Source organism: Butyrivibrio sp. INlla16, from assembly GCF_900104155.1.
In the GTDB taxonomy this organism is placed as follows: Bacteria; Bacillota; Clostridia; order Lachnospirales; family Lachnospiraceae; genus Butyrivibrio.
The window spans coordinates 1-14,719 of the sequence record NZ_FMYB01000068.1; the positions used below are offsets into that span (position 1 = coordinate 1).

Here is a 14,719-nt window from a genome sequence, read left to right on the forward strand (position 1 = left end):
AGCGTGAGAAAATAGACTTCAAGCTAGAAAGCGGCAGGCACCGCTCAACAAAGATGTGGTACTGCCGCCTCTATCACATCCTCATGTTACAACATTTGGATGCATGGGATCTGCCTTACGAATCCGCCCCGAGAAAGTTGGTTTGTAATGTAGCATGATCTCGTAAATATCATACAGCATTCTCAGGCATAGCAACAGTGTTATGTCTATTATTCATGCCCTGTTTTGCATCTTTTTTTCATCTTGGGTAATATTCACTTGTCAAAGTTCAATTGCCAGAATTTAGCTGGCATGATCACTCAAGATTCCGAGAGATCATTATGTAAAAGGATCCTCCAAATAAAATTACATAGAACAGATTCCTCATCACACTGAACTTTTTTACACATTTATCTGCAAATTCGCTATCTGTAGGATATCCCTCCTCCCCGACTATCTGTAGTATTCTATTCCATTCTTCTTTGTTGCTCATTCCTTTATGTTTCCTTTACTGATATGTTCCCTTATTATCTGATCTGTATGCTCATATAGCTTTTCCGAACCTTCTCTTGTCTTTGACTGCCTGCCATATACCTGTTCCTTGGTAACCCCATGCTCTCTCCAGTCACCTCCACCGTTACTGTTGTTCAGCATAAGTGGCTGGAGGTTATCCATTGCATGCGCAAACTTCGATTCAGGAGTATTATTTTCCTCAAACTCATCAAAAAGAGCTGTCAGTTCCTTTTTCTGATCCTCCGGTAAAATCGAGAATATCCTTTCCTTGGCTGCATCCTCGCGTTCCTTTTGGGTAGCAAGCCCCTCTTTGTCGTATGCATATGTATCACCGGCATCAATCTCAACTATGTCATGAATAAGGCACATTATCATGACCCTTGAAATATCAATATCCTTATTCGAGTATTCCTTAAGCAGATACGCCATAATAGCCATATGCCAGGCGTGCTCCGCATCATTTTCATTTCTGCCTTTTCCTGATAGATGAGTCTGCCTGAATACATTCTTTTCTTTATCTATCTCCAAGGCAAACTCCATTTGCCTTCTTAGTCTGTCATCCATTATTTATTCCCATTTCTTCCACACATCTGGCTGATATCCCAGTGTAGACTGCTTACCATTTCTCACTACCGGCGTCTTTATTACCTGCTGATTCTCAAGCAGTTTTTCCAGCTTATCTTTGATTTTATACCCTGAGCTATTGTATCTGCTTCATAAGAATAGACCCTGTAATCCTGTGAAGCTTTATATGTTCCTTCAGGATCCAATTGATTGAAGAATGCCATAATCTTTTCTGCTTTCGAAAGTGACATACTAAATTTCATAGTCCTATCTCCATAATATTTTTGTCCCAGTATCCATCAATATGCTTTTCTGCTGTCACAATACCTTCCATATCTTTCCAGGCATCATACCATTCGTCTGGAATAAGATCATCCAACACTATCGGCCCTACACCATCCACGTACGGGACCAATTGTTCAAGTGTCTTTCTCAATTTTGTCCTGGCTTTTGCTTTCTCATTATCCCTGAGAAGATCCAGAATATCATTAGCCTGCTCAACCTTAACACCATCATAAAAGCCATAATAACCGCCATCATCAAAATAATCATCCTCATCGGCAATACGCGAGATCACGATTGGATATTCCGCTACATCTGACGCTGCTATAATGTACCGCTCACTTCTTTTATTAGCAACTATTACACCATATCTGACATGTATAATAGGCCATCTGTCCCCAACTTCAAGTTCATTCTCTGTTAGCCACTTATCCTCTACAGAGACATACTTTTCATTTCCATCATCATCTACAAGTGTGACCGAAACCATTGGCTTATCTCCAGGCTTCAATTCTTCACATCCATAGTCTCCATCAAAAATCTGCTTTATCTTCCACTGTGTCATTTAAAACTTATATCCTCTTTATTCCCCAGAATCAGTACGCTCAATCACAAAATCCTTTGCATCCAGTTCCTCTTCGTCTCCAAATAGATTGATCTGCTTTGCTCCCTCACTCATTTCATCATAAGACTGTTTTTCAGCCTCAGTCAGTTCCCTGATTTGCATGTTATAACTAATAAACCTCTTTATCCCTACGTTTGTTTACTGTCTCATTCTCCGCATTTATCTTTGAAAAACATGGACAGGTTTCATCATGGTCGTTGATAATACCGCAAGCCTGCAGGTGAGAATAAGTCGTCACTTCACCAACATACTTGAATCCTCGTTTCTTCAGATCTTTGCTGATAGTCTTTGACAGCCCATTACTGACAGGAATCTTGCCCCCAAGCTTGCTGTGTCCATTATATAAAATGACCTTGTTATCCGAGTACGACCACATGTAGTTGCAGAAGCTCCCGAATTCTTCCCGCACCTTCTGAAAACACTTCGCATTGTTTATTACTGCAGCTATCTTCCGGGGAGACTTTATCATGTCTTCCGTATCAAGGATCCTCTGAACATCTGCATCATCATAGGCAGCGATCTTGTCATAATCAAATCCATCAAAACATGACCTGAAAATCTCGCGCTTTTTAAGCATCAAATCCCAGGAAAGGCCGCACTGCATGCACTCCAGCATCAGATGCTCAAACATCTTTCGATCGTCATGCACCGGTTGGTCTCCGTTCCACTCCGGTCGTCGCTAAGCGCACATCCCCCGGATGTGCAGCGACCCATTCATTATCATGGTATGTCTTATTTCGTTCGTTGAAATCAGCCCACCCGCAATAACCCATGCTGTCACCTTCTTATATTTTTATGTCCACTATAGATTATATCCCAGATGCAACCTTCATTATAGTCATACAATAGAAAAAGCCGCCCATCAAGGCAGCTATTGTTTTAGGGAGGATGCTGTCTGGTTCTTCACCAGACAGCAGTTATGAAAAAGTGTTTTATCAATATTAACAAGAGGTTCTGTCCTCTTGATAGCTTTATGATACATTCGAAAACTTAACTCATTTTAAACTACCGGCTTTCCCTCATTTCATCCAAATGATTATTTTTTATAGCCCCTCAAACAAACTTTACAGCTGTTCCATAAGCCATTATCTCAGCTGCACTCTGCATTACAGAAGATGAAGAATATCTCACACCAACAATCGCATCTGCACCAAGAGCCTGCGCTTCCTTGATCATCCTGTCAGTAGCAAGTTCTCTTGCCTTACCCATCATCTCGGTATAGCTTCCTTCCAAGCCAGATGCATATACATGCACCAACAGTTGATACAATCAGGCTTCCAATTATGCCTGTAGCTGTAAATCCGATGAGTTTAAATACAAATCCGCCAACTACACCACCAAGAACTCCAAGAATGATGTTCTTAAATGTTCCGGATTTCTCATTCATGATATTGCTTCCTATGAAACCTGCAATTGCTCCAAGGATAAGTCCACCAATAATTCCAAACATGTTGTTTGCCTCCAATCTTACTTTTCTCAGTTTTCCTGCACTATTACGATACCACCATATATGATAGTTCTTTTTCCATCCAGGTCAAATTTTACTTTTCCGCCTGTCTCGGTATCCTCTATATCAATCTTACCGGTATATTGTGTGATCTCGTTTCCATCATAGTCATACACCGTTACGGTTCGGTCAAGGCCTCCGGAATACTCGGAATTTATTGACTTTAACGCTCTCTGCACAGATGCCTTGTTCAGCACAATTATGATACCCATGAAAATCATCACCAAAACAACTGCGATCCCTACTGTCTTTTTACTCTTTTTATCCATAACAAACCTCCCAGACGTCTGCTTATATGTTCAAGCTATTTTGGACTCTTCCGCAGACAACTGTCTGTTTATGATATAAGTATATGTCCGGTTCATGTCATAATACATATTCATAGTTGCAATATCGATAACCATATTCCCCATAAGTGGTAAAATATAGGAAATAGATTTCTAAAATGCCCCGGGAATAAAGATTAATCCCCGAGGCATATGTAAATCCTGTATTCAGTTTTACTTCACTTCGTCAGTGGAGCCGTCCTTCTTCCAGCTCACATGCCTTGGGCTGAAGGAGCTTTATTGCCTCATCTGCATCGCCATTTGTCTGCTGCAGCGCTTCCTTGGCTACAAAACTTATTGTAATTGCTACTTTGATCTATATTATCAGCGGATAAGGAACAATTCCGTTTCCGGCTGTTTCTGCTTTTCTTTCGCTTTTACTGCTTCCCCCATTAGCCGCTTAATGACATCCTTGACAGGAAGTACATAGCACATTCCAATGACAGCAAGACAGATGCTTTCTATCATGAACATCGTATTTGCCTCACTGGCTGCTTCCCATGCAAGAAGCACACCAACGATAATTGCTAAAAAACCTGCGTATTTCTTTAATCTGCTGTTCATGCCGTCCTCCTCATAAAAACTCCGGGATAGTTCATCCCAGCGCATCTGATCAAAGGTTAAATCCTTTAATTTCACCATTGTCGTCAGAATCAGGCTTGAAACCTACCGGCTCAGCTGATTCATAGACATTTTCTTCCGAGTAACTGTTTTCTTCGATTCTCTTAACGGATACAACATTTTCAGGATTTTCATCCATGATTATCGCTGCAATTATGTATGGCAGGATACCAACGCCTGTAAACAAGACAAGTAACACATATACAAGTCTTATCACTGTCGGATCTATGCCAAAATATTCTGCTATGCCTCCGCACACGCCACAAACCTTTTTATCTGCACTCTTGTACAATTTCTTTCCATTCATAACAACTTCCTCACTTTCTGAGAAGCACCATCTGTTTATATAACGATTGTAAAATTGAAATATCTTCAGATAAATGTTCTTCCTCGCAAAAATGACATGTCTATTCTTCTTTTACAGAGTTTTTTACATCCTTATCCTGACCGTATGGTATCACCAGTACAAAAACTTCAGGCCAACCCACACTGATTATGGCCGAATTTACACGGAACTCATTTATTTTTCATGAATAAAAATTTCAAATATGCCACCCAAAAAAGTATTTTTAAAACATTAAATTTTCCTCTAAAGTTATCTTTCCTACCCATCGATATATTTCCTGTAAGCGACAAGGAGCATTCAAATGGCCAATACGAATGAAACAAAAATAAGATGATTAAATGGAGGTTTCTCTTATGTATATGTACGAACTGTTTCTTTCAAATGATGTAGAAGGCAAGAGCATTCACTTTATCCAGACAAACCACAAGGTTGACAACCTTGAGAAATGGCTTAGAAAGCTTGTAAAAGATAACACTATCACAGAAGATATTGCTAACGCAGTAACCTTCGTTTGGTAATCCATATATAGCACTAACGGAAGATTCCAAAAGGGATCTTCTTTTTTTATGTTCACTTAAGTTTCGGATGCTAATATACATCCATCGGGAGATGAAAATCTTCTGGAAATAGCAAAGAAACTTTTTTCATACAATTCTTCATAACAACACGCCCGGGACAGCGCAGTTCCGGGCAACTCCAAAAACAATGCCGCGGTACTTGTGAACCAATACAAATACCACGGCTTTACATATTCCAATATTACAGCATATTCTCGGGCTTACTCATCCTGTCTGCGCCAGAACTCCTTTTTCTCTGAGCGAGACATATTCTTAGTCGGCTTTTCTATCTCTTTATCAGATAATCTTACATCATGCTCATCATCACTAGAAAATAATCCAATGTTATGTCCTCGCGATGTATTCTGCCGGAAAGATCCATTTGTGTTCGCATAATTTCAGGCATCAAATCAACAATTCTATCGAATATTTCACGAGCCATGTAATAGCCATTTTTACTTCTCCATTCAAACATAACAAAATAATCAATAAGTCCCGTCCACATCCTGAGGATATGTCTTTTCTCTTATATCTTCAGGAATCTTTGAAAGGTCCTGATCCTGCGCATACAGGACTTTGCACTCGATAGTCAGAGGATACTGCTTAACACCAGGAGTATTGATGGTATCAGCATCCACCAGCTCAAGTCCTGCCTCTTTTACTTTGTCGATATTAAAGCCTGACTGCCATCCGCAGATCTTGTTTATCTGAGGATCCGGATTTTCAAGTGGAACGCTGATTGTGAATTCGCCAGCCTTATCAAGCTGTCCCTTGGTAAATCTTCCCTGACGGACATACATTAGTAAAAGAGATACCTTCCTTCTTGAGCCACTCAGCGGCTTTTCTGCTCTGGTCAAAGCCTTTGGAATCAAGCTCATTGTCACTACGCCCCTGGAGAACATGCTTACTATTTAATTCTGTTTCACCATGCCGTATAATGTATAGCATTTCGCAGGCCTCTTCTGATTACCAGTTCTCAATCTCATTTGCGCTGTGTACAAGCTTTGCCTCCACAGAAGCCGCTCCTTTAACATACTCTTCGAGCTTCTCTGCAGTCTTTCCTATTCCGCTTCCGCCTGATGTTGCAAAGGCATACACCTTCTTACCTTCCCAGCTATATCCTTTGCAAAAGCTGTATACTACTCTTGGTGCTGCTGCATACCAGATAGGAAATCCAACATATACAGTGTCATATTTACCGAAGTCCTGAACCTGTCCTTCAACCGGAACGTCCTTTTTACCAATCTGCTCTTTGTTGCATCTTGAAAGTGGATTAAGGTAGTTGATATCAGCCTTTGTATACGGCTCCTTGGGCACAATTTCAAAAATGTCTGCCCTTATATTCTTCGCAAACTCCTCAGCTACTTTCTTTGTTGTTCCTTCAGCACTGAAAAATGTAACTAATGTACTCATCCTTGTTTCCTCCTATTTCTCAATCATCCTTTTCCCGAATTCTTTTGCTGCTTCAAGCTTTCCATCTATATTAAGCATATGCGCATAAAAATAGTCTTCACAGACGGTTATCCCTTTCCCCTTAAGCATCTTCTTAAGCGCCAGAACTGTTCTTCTTGACCAGTTTGAAGTTGTAAAAAGGACTACCTTTGAAACCATCTTAAAATCAAGCTCTTCCGCATATTCTTTAAGCTCGGGAGCCATGATATTTGCATATGGAGCTCCACCAAGAAAAAGAATATCTACTTTTTCCTTGAGCTTTGGTTCATCAGCTATGCTGACTGCCTTTACACCAATCCCATCACCTATTGCCTCTGCAATTCTCCTTGTATTCCCAAATTTAGTCTTAGAACAGTATCTTACTGCTATATCCATAACAAAAAACCTCTTTGAAATTAAATATTTTGTGCAATATGATTGTATCATATGTATTATCAATTTCAAGAGGTCAAATTTATCATTATTTATTTGTAATACGCAGACACTTCAAGAAAGCTCTTGTTGCCATCTATGTAATCTTTATATGCTATTTCTGCATCTTTTCCGCGAAGCACCTTACAAAGTCCGCACATGTCACAGTCAGAAATGCATGGATATCTTTCTTTTATATATGCTCTGCGCTCTTCCAAAGTGGAATTTCCTATCTCAGGTGCACCTGCCATAACAACAATCTCCTCAGTGTATCTGCCGGTCTTGGCGATATCTTTCCATATACTCCATGTTTATCTCTCGAATTTCCTTTTTACCGTCAATGTAATCCTGGTATATGTCCCAGGGACTTCCGCCTCCAAGCCAGCAGGAAGAACAGTTTTCACAGCCACCACCGCAGTCAAGAGAGTTCTTCACTATCTGTTCCCGTTCTTTCACACCTCCACAAGAAAGTGTTTGCTTAGCTGTATTTTAATAAATAGTGTTTTATAAAAAACTATTCTATATATATGTATTTACTTCTATTCAGAATAGTATTACTTAAAGAGAAAGCAGAAACACTGGTCACGGGCAGCACCATCATTTTCAAAACTATTTATATATCAGCAACGTTATTTATCATCTGATGTAAAAATGAACCGCCACATCCTCCATATACACAAAAAACCAGCCACAAGGACTGGTTTTCCGCGTTTTATAGTACAATAATTACATAATGTGCGATACGTACGCACAAAGATTATTATACAATATGTGAGCCTAGAATCAATGCTAATGCATGGCTGTGTGTAATCGTTGCAGATTCATATAACCAAATAAAATCAGGCATTTTCCTCTGAGTCGTCAATATAACCCGCTGCTCTAAGCGCATTCTCTGCTGTCTCTCCCAGCTCCGGCGGTATTACGATGTCTATGCTCTGGGTAGTATTTGTTCCAAAAAGTATTGACAGATACTGGCCTGCTCCATGTTCCCTTTTAAACGATGGTATACCATTTATGATAAGAACATGCTTTATATAATCTCCGGGCTGTTTCTTCTCATGCTTTTCTATGATCTTCCCTGTAGGCCTACCTTCACCTCCAAGAACAAGATCTATTCCAAAGTTATCATCATTTCAATCCCCACATAAAGAGATCCAAGGCATCAAAAAAGAGGACTCCGAATAATACTCGGAATCCTCAATCATCACAGATTTATGAAATTAACCCATCATGCATGAACTGGAACAACGGGGCAAAGCTTATCCAGCCTCTCATTGCACTCCGCTTCAGTTATATCACCATTTGAACAAAGCTCGATTATGTTGCCCATCTCCTTACTGATACGCATGAACTCTTCATCTGATATCTCATGGTCTGCATACTGTTTTGCCAGCTTGTTATAAAAATCAGCTCCAATATCAAAGCTTCTGTCGTCAAATCCGCTCATATCAAATACCTCCTTCAGAATAGATGAATCCATATTCTGATGCATGTTCCCTGAGAAATGCGATCATCATATCATTTTCAATTCTGGCTCTTACGTCCCAGGTAAGGTCTGTAGGGAAAATCTCACCTGACTTTATCAATTCCATGATCCTGTTGCTAAGTGCATCAGAACCTGTTGCGTTCCACGCATCATTTATGAATGACAGGCTCACAGCTGCATCACTTTTTCTCTTTAATGAAAAATACGTGCCCTGCGGTGTAGAAACCCTGCACTCAAGCAATCCGTCCAATACTGCACTCTTTATATCCTGCCTGGAAAAACATCTTCCGGTGGGATGATTATGAGTAAAAATTCTGTCCTTTAGAAGTTCCTGCGGTGGGAAAACTGAATGCTTATCTCCATAGGTAACATCCACAATCACGCCCTGACAATTGATGGTAGTTCCCACTTCTATATCTAGCTGCATCTTTTCCTGTTCCACTTCATGAAGAACATTTGCTATGGCATCCTTGTTTTCATTATATTCGTCAAAAACCGTTTTCATATTAACCCTGTCTTTCTGTGTTGCCTATAATTTTATCATCCGGCAATTTATTAGACAAGCATCCATAAATTGCCATGTTTACTGCGTCTGTCCTGGTCTAATCCTTCCGTTATCTGCCTATCATGCTTCCTTCCCTTATGTCCTGTATCAGGGTAACGTTCCCTGTCGCCTCCATGCATGTCGGGTCGCTCCTCCCTGATCTCTGTACCCTGATAAAGCCTGTTGGCTGATCAGCCTCCGGATCATCGAAAGGGAGCTCATCACCGTGAACCTCCATCGAAACAATCATTTGTTTATACTCCTCTGCAGCGGAGCTCTATCTGATAATGTCATGTTACTATGGTGGCAAATAAAAATGGTCAACCGACAGGCGACCATTTTCCTCATCCCTTCGACAGCGGATCAAGTCCGTAATCAAAGAGCGTTATATCTATTTTCATAACGTTGTAGTCCTCGTGGATAATGAAATACTTGACCACAACATCCGTCTGCGAAATTGGGGACAACGCATATCCCGCGAGCCTTAAGAAATCCACCGTCTCATCCAAATTTAGTCTCAGACCAACAGCCAGGGAAAGCACTTTTTCCTTGGAAGGCTTAACCTGACCTTTCAGAAGCTTTGAAAAGTACTGTTTGGAAATATTGGCAGCTGCATAAATCTCAGAGTTCTTCAGCCCCTTCTTATTAATCAGCTGCTGCAGATGTTTCTCAAAGGAATCCGTATACATCTCTTTAAGAGCATCATCAAGGGACTGTGTCTTTTCCGCTGTGCCAAACATCATCTCAGCCTGGCATTCCATGGGAGCTGATTCTTTGGCTTTACCCATCCTTGCAGCTGACATCGCTTTCATTGCATTAGCAAAAATGCCGCGTTTATTCTTACCCTTTTCCCTTGGACCGCCCTGCGTTTTAATGTAATTTGGTTCCGGAAATCCTATTTCATCAGATAGATCCGATGGTTCCTCTTCCCAGTCTTCATCGAATTCATCTTCTTCATCACTCTCTTCAGAAGCATCAGAATCCGTCTCCGCATCAGAAAAAGCTGCTTCACACTGCATATACTCCATCGGTTCTTCAGGGATGCCATCATACTGATATTCATCTTCAAGAGCCGCGCTTACATACTCTTCATCAATAAAGCTCTTTACATCATCAAAGATTTTACCAGAAACATGATAGGCATACTCCCCAAAAACAACCAAAGTAATCTGCATTTCATGATCAAGCAGAAACGCCGTAAAAGCGTCAACAGCTATCTGAATCCCAAGTTCCTTTGGAAATCCATAAGTCCCAGTTGCAAGAAGCGGAAAAGCTATAGAATCGCATCCATTTTCAGCAGCTAATATAAGCGACTTATCATAGCACTTTCTCAGAAGCTCTGCTTCACCTTTGTCCCCTCCTTCCCACCAGGGTCCGCTGGCATGGATAATATACTTCGCGTCAAGATCAAAAGCTGGAGTAATACCCACTTCTCCCGGTTCAAGTACTCCTATCTCCCTGCGTGCAGCAAAAAGCTTATCCTCCCCGGCCGCTTTATATATAGCAGCGTCGACACCATCACCTATAGCAACATCAGGATTTGCCGTGTTAACAATGGCATCTGCCTTAACTATTGTTATATCATTTCTTATTATTGAAAATGGCATTATCTTTTCCCAAAATCATGGATACACATGCTTATATTTGTTACAGCCTTGCCTCTATATCCCTGATTCCTCTTCCCATCTCTTCATCATTATGATCCATGATATGACCATAGAACTCGCTAAAAGGCATAACCCTGACATCGTTTACTTCGTAGCGGTCAAAATCAAAGCCAGATTCAGGGACATCAACTCGTATCATGAAAATTGATGCCAAAAGCCCGGTCCCATCATCCCAATCTTTGATATATTCAAAGGCCAGTTTCAGATCATCAGGTGACACTTTTATCCCAAGTTCTTCTGATAACTCTCTGACTGCTGCCTCTTTTGGTGTTTCACCGGAACGTACTCTGCCACCTGTCATATCCCATTTACCTGGATAATATCTTGCCCTTAAAGATCTCTGCTGAACAACATACTTGCCTTCGCCTTTCCCCGGAGCAGGACTGTCGCTCGTCTTCATAATGATAAGTACGTGCTTTATATAGTCTCCGGGCTGTTTCTTCTCATGCTTTTCGATTATCTTCCCGGTGGGCCTACCTTCTCTTGTGAAAATCTCAGTATATTCCATATATCATTCCAAAAATGTGATCCGAGCATCGACTACATTGCCAGTATTATATCAAGTTATGCTACGCAATATTGATAATATAATCATGGCTTTTAGCGACACATACATTATCTTTTATTATATAACATTGAACTGAATGGCTTCCTGTATAGGCGGTACTCTCTCTTTTCCCATATCTTCCCATATCTGATAATTCAAAATTACCCCTAAGACAATTATCCGCTCTAGCTTCCTCTCCAGTATTGGTAATTTGCCAGTATACTGTATATGGCTTTTTCACTCCCGTACATGCCTTAAAGTATAAATCGTAACCTTTATCCAAAGGACCTCCATTATTATGATATTCGACTATCTGCCCTTGTTGATTAACTACTGTCAATGTAACAAATGCCGCTCCTCCATGACTCATTGGCCATATAGGTTTTTTTCTATAGCTTAAATTTTTGCATAATAAATAATTACTGTTGGAACTTGTTTGTTTCTCTGCTGGAAATTCATTTCCTAAAATCTCCCGCCACGTTTCATTTCCTGTACCTTTTTCATTTAACAGTTCTGAATGATTCACTAATTCATTAATAAAATCCGAAAAATCCTCTCCTGTATATCCATCCAATAGATTATTCCCACTAATCTTCTCTGAGGGATCAAAAAGGTATGGTACTTCGTTTCTATCCGCATAATCCACATATTTACTAATAATGTTTCCTATGGTTTCAATAAATAAATCCTCCATAGATTTATATGAATCTCCAATATTATCTGCAATTATCTTTTCGAGCGCAATTCCTTTTATCCACCGGATGACACAGAGCTTTACAAAAGCCTTCTTGTGCAATCATTTGAGCTTGCAACCCTAAAAATAATTCTTTTATACTTACTTTTTCCATAAGTTATCCTACCCTCCATGTTTACTTAACCAACTTATCCAACTACCTATTTGCTCATAGATAAATTCCTTCTATACTATCTTGCATATATACTTTATTATGCATCATCTGAAGCATTCGCATGTTCCTGAATTTTCCTGTTATAATGCATTAGTCTTTCTAAACGTGCCTCATCAAATCCTGGTAAATCGTTATATGTTTTGTCCATATCGTTCTCCCTATTTCTATACTTTAATTGCTAAATATCAAAATGAAAATTCCCCAGTTTTTATGGTTTACCGTGATTTTTATGGTGGCGCTCTCGGCCATCGACTATAATTCATAAAAATGTACATACAAAAAAGGAGCCTTGGCCATAGTCGTGCCAGACTCCCCACTATCCACGTTATGAAATTAGTATTTTCACTACCAATCATTAGTACATTGATAGCTAAAACACTTACGCCTAATACAATCCTGCCATTTTTAACTCCTCGACCTCTTTAATGGGACATTGGTTCCACTTTACATCTTCATCCTAGATCCTATGCTGTCCGATAAAAATGCCAGCACAAAAGAAGACACTGCCTATCGTCAAATAATGCAGTGTCTTTGTATCTTTGTATTAAAAGATTCCCAATCTGCCGGACTATAGATTTCCGGCAGAAGGGTTAGCGTCCTTTCTTGGACGACCACGTGGCCGCTTGGGTTTTATTTCAATCTGATTCTTTGGCTTCGGCTTTCGCCCGCGTTTCTTAGGCTCAGGCTTTGGAGCCGGCTTTGAAAGCCCAAGAGCTTCGAGCTCTTCCGTTGCGGTTTGTATTGTGTGTACCCAAAAACCGTCATCGGATGATGGCTCTGCTGGTGCATCTGCCCTACGCCATGCTGATGAAAGATCATCCATAAGTTCACCATAGGACATCTGTTTCAGAAGTCCAGCATTTTCGGCTTTGCGGATAATTCTGCAGGTTGCAACAGTTGAGATAAAGTTTACAAACTCGCTGCCTATTACAGCAAAGTCACCCTGCTCACCAGTATGGTCAAGGCACTCATCACTCTTATAGCGTTTAAAGACCATCTCCAGAAGCCAGCGGTCCTGATAACACTTGTATGCTACTTCAGGAGCAAGGTCCTGATCTGATTCGAGAACCATTACGCCGAACGTATTCCTTTTATCAGAGTACTTCTCAGGAGAAAAAGTGTTCTTACGCTTGGCGTTTGCAAGGTAAGTTGTTTCTTCCTTTGCAGCCTTCTTTGCATCTTTGAATGCGTAAAGGTAACGACCACCTTTAATTCTGGCTTTTTTATAAACCACATGGGCATCTATGCCCACAAGTACACCATCAAACGATAGCATGTCATTATCAGAAATGCGTTTGTCGTTTCGCTTGATAGGTGTAAGGAAATGAAGATCAGGTCTTTCCGAAAGCTCTTCTTTAATCTTGCTCGGAGGAAAGCCCTTATCTGCGACAATGATTCCTCTTCTAAGATCATTATCGCGTATAAATGCAGGATATGACTTTGAATCTATACTGTTGCCAGGGAATATCTCGGCACATATGGGTTCCATCAGTTCAATGTCGTAAGCATAGAGAACGGAGACCTCGCTGCATCCTCGTACTCTCGCTTTGTAGGAGTATGCCGACAGGTCATTGACTATGCTTGTGTCCTGCTTTAAGGTGCCATCAATTGCTACGTGATGGTCAGCAGATGTAGCTTTCATGCGTAGCTGATAAAACATACTGCGCCGCGCTCCGTCCATACCAATCTTGTTAAACAGCTTACTGACAGAGTTTTTCGATATGGCTGCACCAGGATAGTCCTTACAGACAAAACAACGGTTGTAGTGTTGCGAAAGCCTGCTGTCAGTGACCTGAGGCTTAATGACCCTGAGCGAAGCGATTGCCATAATCGCATAGACATCAGAAGGGTCGTAAACTGCCAGCAGATCTTTTTCAATGTCCCGGGTCACTGAGTGAACAAGGGCAGAGGTTCCATAGGACAGCATATCAGGAACCACCGGAACAGATGAAGCAGTTGCTGTAACAGGGACATACTCGTGATTGATGATATGTCCGACAACCTTGCCGTTGCGCGGCTGAGGATTTCCACCTGCAACATATTTCGTGGATGCCCTTTCTCGAACAGCGTATCTTTTAGGGCCGTCACGTCCGCTGTCATCTACGATGGTATTTACTGGTCTGGGAACTGCACGGATATCTGCTGGAACTGGCATAAGAAAGCCTCCTTTTATATAGTCCTATTATACCATATCAGGACTATATATTCAAGCTTTCTCTGTCCCATTTTACAAAAATCTGATGTCAAAGTGCAGTAAAAATCAAGGAAAATGATGCGGTTTACCAAGGATTTTTGCCTTTGGTGCACTCATTTTCTGACAAATGAAGTAACAAACCGCGGATTTATGGGCTTAACCTATAGTCCGGCGATTTGGGAAAGTTTTA

25 protein-coding genes and 2 pseudogenes are annotated in these 14,719 nt (G+C 40.7%); 1 reads left to right on the plus strand and 26 read right to left on the minus strand.

Annotated features, from left to right (window positions below):
- Positions 1-295 precede the first annotated feature (295 nt).
- The 12 genes and pseudogenes from BLR42_RS23100 to BLR42_RS24015 form a co-directional block, all read right to left on the minus strand.
- Positions 296-472 carry a hypothetical protein gene (locus tag BLR42_RS23100; RefSeq protein ID WP_170832897.1) on the minus strand — a complete coding sequence of 59 codons (177 nt, stop codon included), beginning with the start codon at positions 470-472 and terminating at the stop codon, positions 296-298.
- Positions 469-1,056, minus strand: coding sequence for an HD domain-containing protein (locus tag BLR42_RS19930; RefSeq protein ID WP_091872969.1), 588 nt, complete (start codon positions 1,054-1,056; stop codon positions 469-471). Before BLR42_RS19930 ends, BLR42_RS23100 begins: the two co-directional genes overlap by 4 nt.
- Before the next feature lie 3 nt (positions 1,057-1,059).
- Positions 1,060-1,176: pseudogene (locus BLR42_RS24145) on the minus strand (arsenate reductase family protein); the annotation flags it as partial.
- Positions 1,137-1,319, minus strand: coding sequence for a hypothetical protein (locus BLR42_RS19940; RefSeq protein ID WP_022762048.1), 183 nt, complete (start codon positions 1,317-1,319; stop codon positions 1,137-1,139). The gene BLR42_RS19940 and the pseudogene BLR42_RS24145, both read right to left, overlap by 40 nt.
- Entirely contained in the window at positions 1,316-1,903 is a 588-nt protein-coding gene (locus BLR42_RS23380) for a hypothetical protein (protein ID WP_207648588.1), read from the minus strand. Before BLR42_RS23380 ends, BLR42_RS19940 begins: the two co-directional genes overlap by 4 nt.
- 18 nt (positions 1,904-1,921) lie before the next feature.
- Positions 1,922-2,065 carry a hypothetical protein gene (locus BLR42_RS23105; RefSeq protein WP_170832898.1) on the minus strand — a complete coding sequence of 48 codons (144 nt, stop codon included), beginning with the start codon at positions 2,063-2,065 and terminating at the stop codon, positions 1,922-1,924.
- Positions 2,066-2,072: 7 nt separating this feature from the next.
- Positions 2,073-2,612 (minus strand): DNA-3-methyladenine glycosylase I, encoded by a 540-nt coding sequence (locus BLR42_RS19950; RefSeq protein ID WP_278289417.1) that lies wholly within the window; start codon positions 2,610-2,612, stop codon positions 2,073-2,075.
- 404 nt (positions 2,613-3,016) lie between these two features.
- Positions 3,017-3,187, minus strand: a pseudogene (locus BLR42_RS19955) (YbjQ family protein); the annotation flags it as partial.
- Positions 3,165-3,413 (minus strand): GlsB/YeaQ/YmgE family stress response membrane protein, encoded by a 249-nt coding sequence (locus BLR42_RS19960; protein ID WP_091872974.1) that lies wholly within the window; start codon positions 3,411-3,413, stop codon positions 3,165-3,167. The gene BLR42_RS19960 and the pseudogene BLR42_RS19955, both read right to left, overlap by 23 nt.
- Before the next feature lie 26 nt (positions 3,414-3,439).
- Positions 3,440-3,739, minus strand: a complete 300-nt coding sequence (locus tag BLR42_RS19965) for a hypothetical protein (protein WP_091872977.1) — start codon at positions 3,737-3,739, stop codon at positions 3,440-3,442.
- A gap of 381 nt (positions 3,740-4,120) precedes the next feature.
- Positions 4,121-4,360, minus strand: a complete 240-nt coding sequence (locus BLR42_RS19970; RefSeq protein WP_091872979.1) for a hypothetical protein — start codon at positions 4,358-4,360, stop codon at positions 4,121-4,123.
- Positions 4,361-4,409: 49 nt separating this feature from the next.
- Positions 4,410-4,724: a PspC domain-containing protein gene (locus BLR42_RS24015; protein WP_091872982.1), complete on the minus strand. Its 315-nt coding sequence runs from the start codon at positions 4,722-4,724 to the stop codon at positions 4,410-4,412.
- A gap of 392 nt (positions 4,725-5,116) precedes the next feature.
- Here BLR42_RS24015 and BLR42_RS23110 point away from each other — a divergent pair, with 392 nt between their 5' ends.
- A complete protein-coding gene (locus tag BLR42_RS23110) occupies positions 5,117-5,281 on the plus strand; it encodes a hypothetical protein (RefSeq protein WP_155829897.1) in 165 nt (54 codons plus the stop codon).
- 524 nt (positions 5,282-5,805) lie between these two features.
- Here BLR42_RS23110 and BLR42_RS19985 read toward each other — a convergent pair.
- From BLR42_RS19985 to BLR42_RS20050, 14 genes are all read right to left on the minus strand, one after another.
- A complete protein-coding gene (locus tag BLR42_RS19985) occupies positions 5,806-6,120 on the minus strand; it encodes a flavin reductase (RefSeq protein WP_242879448.1) in 315 nt (104 codons plus the stop codon).
- A complete protein-coding gene (locus BLR42_RS24285; protein WP_091872986.1) occupies positions 6,080-6,268 on the minus strand; it encodes a phosphoglycerate mutase family protein in 189 nt (62 codons plus the stop codon). The genes BLR42_RS19985 and BLR42_RS24285 overlap by 41 nt, the downstream gene beginning before the upstream one ends.
- 18 nt (positions 6,269-6,286) lie before the next feature.
- The gene (locus BLR42_RS19995; protein ID WP_091872987.1) at positions 6,287-6,733 is read right to left on the minus strand and encodes a flavodoxin; all 447 of its coding nucleotides are present in this window, start codon (positions 6,731-6,733) and stop codon (positions 6,287-6,289) included.
- A gap of 12 nt (positions 6,734-6,745) precedes the next feature.
- Entirely contained in the window at positions 6,746-7,147 is a 402-nt protein-coding gene (locus tag BLR42_RS20000; RefSeq protein WP_091757584.1) for a flavodoxin family protein, read from the minus strand.
- Between the two features lie 89 nt (positions 7,148-7,236).
- Positions 7,237-7,434, minus strand: a complete 198-nt coding sequence (locus tag BLR42_RS20005) for a hypothetical protein (protein WP_091872990.1) — start codon at positions 7,432-7,434, stop codon at positions 7,237-7,239.
- 13 nt (positions 7,435-7,447) lie between these two features.
- A complete protein-coding gene (locus BLR42_RS20010) occupies positions 7,448-7,639 on the minus strand; it encodes a hypothetical protein (protein ID WP_091872993.1) in 192 nt (63 codons plus the stop codon).
- A 772-nt stretch (positions 7,640-8,411) separates the two neighbouring features.
- Positions 8,412-8,630 carry a hypothetical protein gene (locus BLR42_RS20015; protein WP_091872995.1) on the minus strand — a complete coding sequence of 73 codons (219 nt, stop codon included), beginning with the start codon at positions 8,628-8,630 and terminating at the stop codon, positions 8,412-8,414.
- 1 nt (position 8,631) lies between these two features.
- Positions 8,632-9,174: a hypothetical protein gene (locus BLR42_RS20020; protein ID WP_026497037.1), complete on the minus strand. Its 543-nt coding sequence runs from the start codon at positions 9,172-9,174 to the stop codon at positions 8,632-8,634.
- Between the two features lie 109 nt (positions 9,175-9,283).
- A complete protein-coding gene (locus BLR42_RS20025; RefSeq protein ID WP_091872997.1) occupies positions 9,284-9,463 on the minus strand; it encodes a hypothetical protein in 180 nt (59 codons plus the stop codon).
- 94 nt (positions 9,464-9,557) lie between these two features.
- Positions 9,558-10,820 (minus strand): macro domain-containing protein, encoded by a 1,263-nt coding sequence (locus BLR42_RS23710; protein WP_242879449.1) that lies wholly within the window; start codon positions 10,818-10,820, stop codon positions 9,558-9,560.
- Positions 10,821-10,860: 40 nt separating this feature from the next.
- Positions 10,861-11,388: an NUDIX domain-containing protein gene (locus BLR42_RS20040; protein WP_091872999.1), complete on the minus strand. Its 528-nt coding sequence runs from the start codon at positions 11,386-11,388 to the stop codon at positions 10,861-10,863.
- 61 nt (positions 11,389-11,449) lie between these two features.
- Positions 11,450-12,121 (minus strand): nucleotide-binding domain-containing protein, encoded by a 672-nt coding sequence (locus BLR42_RS20045; RefSeq protein WP_091873002.1) that lies wholly within the window; start codon positions 12,119-12,121, stop codon positions 11,450-11,452.
- Between the two features lie 22 nt (positions 12,122-12,143).
- Entirely contained in the window at positions 12,144-12,275 is a 132-nt protein-coding gene (locus BLR42_RS23830) for a hypothetical protein (protein ID WP_278289418.1), read from the minus strand.
- A gap of 628 nt (positions 12,276-12,903) precedes the next feature.
- Positions 12,904-14,490: a transposase gene (locus BLR42_RS20050; RefSeq protein ID WP_091866914.1), complete on the minus strand. Its 1,587-nt coding sequence runs from the start codon at positions 14,488-14,490 to the stop codon at positions 12,904-12,906.
- Positions 14,491-14,719 lie beyond the last annotated feature (229 nt).

Coding starts and splice junctions, on each gene's coding strand:
- BLR42_RS23100 (WP_170832897.1), bottom strand. CDS start 472: ATGAGCAACAAAGAAGAATGGAATAGAATACTACAGATAGTCGGGGAG.
- BLR42_RS19930 (WP_091872969.1), bottom strand. CDS start 1,056: ATGGATGACAGACTAAGAAGGCAAATGGAGTTTGCCTTGGAGATAGAT.
- BLR42_RS19940 (WP_022762048.1), bottom strand. CDS start 1,319: ATGAAATTTAGTATGTCACTTTCGAAAGCAGAAAAGATTATGGCATTC.
- BLR42_RS23380 (WP_207648588.1), bottom strand. CDS start 1,903: ATGACACAGTGGAAGATAAAGCAGATTTTTGATGGAGACTATGGATGT.
- BLR42_RS23105 (WP_170832898.1), bottom strand. CDS start 2,065: ATGCAAATCAGGGAACTGACTGAGGCTGAAAAACAGTCTTATGATGAA.
- BLR42_RS19960 (WP_091872974.1), bottom strand. CDS start 3,413: ATGTTTGGAATTATTGGTGGACTTATCCTTGGAGCAATTGCAGGTTTC.
- BLR42_RS19965 (WP_091872977.1), bottom strand. CDS start 3,739: ATGGATAAAAAGAGTAAAAAGACAGTAGGGATCGCAGTTGTTTTGGTG.
- BLR42_RS19970 (WP_091872979.1), bottom strand. CDS start 4,360: ATGAACAGCAGATTAAAGAAATACGCAGGTTTTTTAGCAATTATCGTT.
- BLR42_RS24015 (WP_091872982.1), bottom strand. CDS start 4,724: ATGAATGGAAAGAAATTGTACAAGAGTGCAGATAAAAAGGTTTGTGGC.
- BLR42_RS23110 (WP_155829897.1), top strand. CDS start 5,117: ATGTATATGTACGAACTGTTTCTTTCAAATGATGTAGAAGGCAAGAGC.
- BLR42_RS19985 (WP_242879448.1), bottom strand. CDS start 6,120: ATGTATGTCCGTCAGGGAAGATTTACCAAGGGACAGCTTGATAAGGCT.
- BLR42_RS24285 (WP_091872986.1), bottom strand. CDS start 6,268: ATGCTATACATTATACGGCATGGTGAAACAGAATTAAATAGTAAGCAT.
- BLR42_RS19995 (WP_091872987.1), bottom strand. CDS start 6,733: ATGAGTACATTAGTTACATTTTTCAGTGCTGAAGGAACAACAAAGAAA.
- BLR42_RS20000 (WP_091757584.1), bottom strand. CDS start 7,147: ATGGATATAGCAGTAAGATACTGTTCTAAGACTAAATTTGGGAATACA.
- BLR42_RS20005 (WP_091872990.1), bottom strand. CDS start 7,434: ATGGCAGGTGCACCTGAGATAGGAAATTCCACTTTGGAAGAGCGCAGA.
- BLR42_RS20015 (WP_091872995.1), bottom strand. CDS start 8,630: ATGAGCGGATTTGACGACAGAAGCTTTGATATTGGAGCTGATTTTTAT.
- BLR42_RS20020 (WP_026497037.1), bottom strand. CDS start 9,174: ATGAAAACGGTTTTTGACGAATATAATGAAAACAAGGATGCCATAGCA.
- BLR42_RS20025 (WP_091872997.1), bottom strand. CDS start 9,463: ATGATTGTTTCGATGGAGGTTCACGGTGATGAGCTCCCTTTCGATGAT.
- BLR42_RS23710 (WP_242879449.1), bottom strand. CDS start 10,820: ATGCCATTTTCAATAATAAGAAATGATATAACAATAGTTAAGGCAGAT.
- BLR42_RS20040 (WP_091872999.1), bottom strand. CDS start 11,388: ATGGAATATACTGAGATTTTCACAAGAGAAGGTAGGCCCACCGGGAAG.
- BLR42_RS20045 (WP_091873002.1), bottom strand. CDS start 12,121: ATGGAGGATTTATTTATTGAAACCATAGGAAACATTATTAGTAAATAT.
- BLR42_RS23830 (WP_278289418.1), bottom strand. CDS start 12,275: ATGGAAAAAGTAAGTATAAAAGAATTATTTTTAGGGTTGCAAGCTCAA.
- BLR42_RS20050 (WP_091866914.1), bottom strand. CDS start 14,490: ATGCCAGTTCCAGCAGATATCCGTGCAGTTCCCAGACCAGTAAATACC.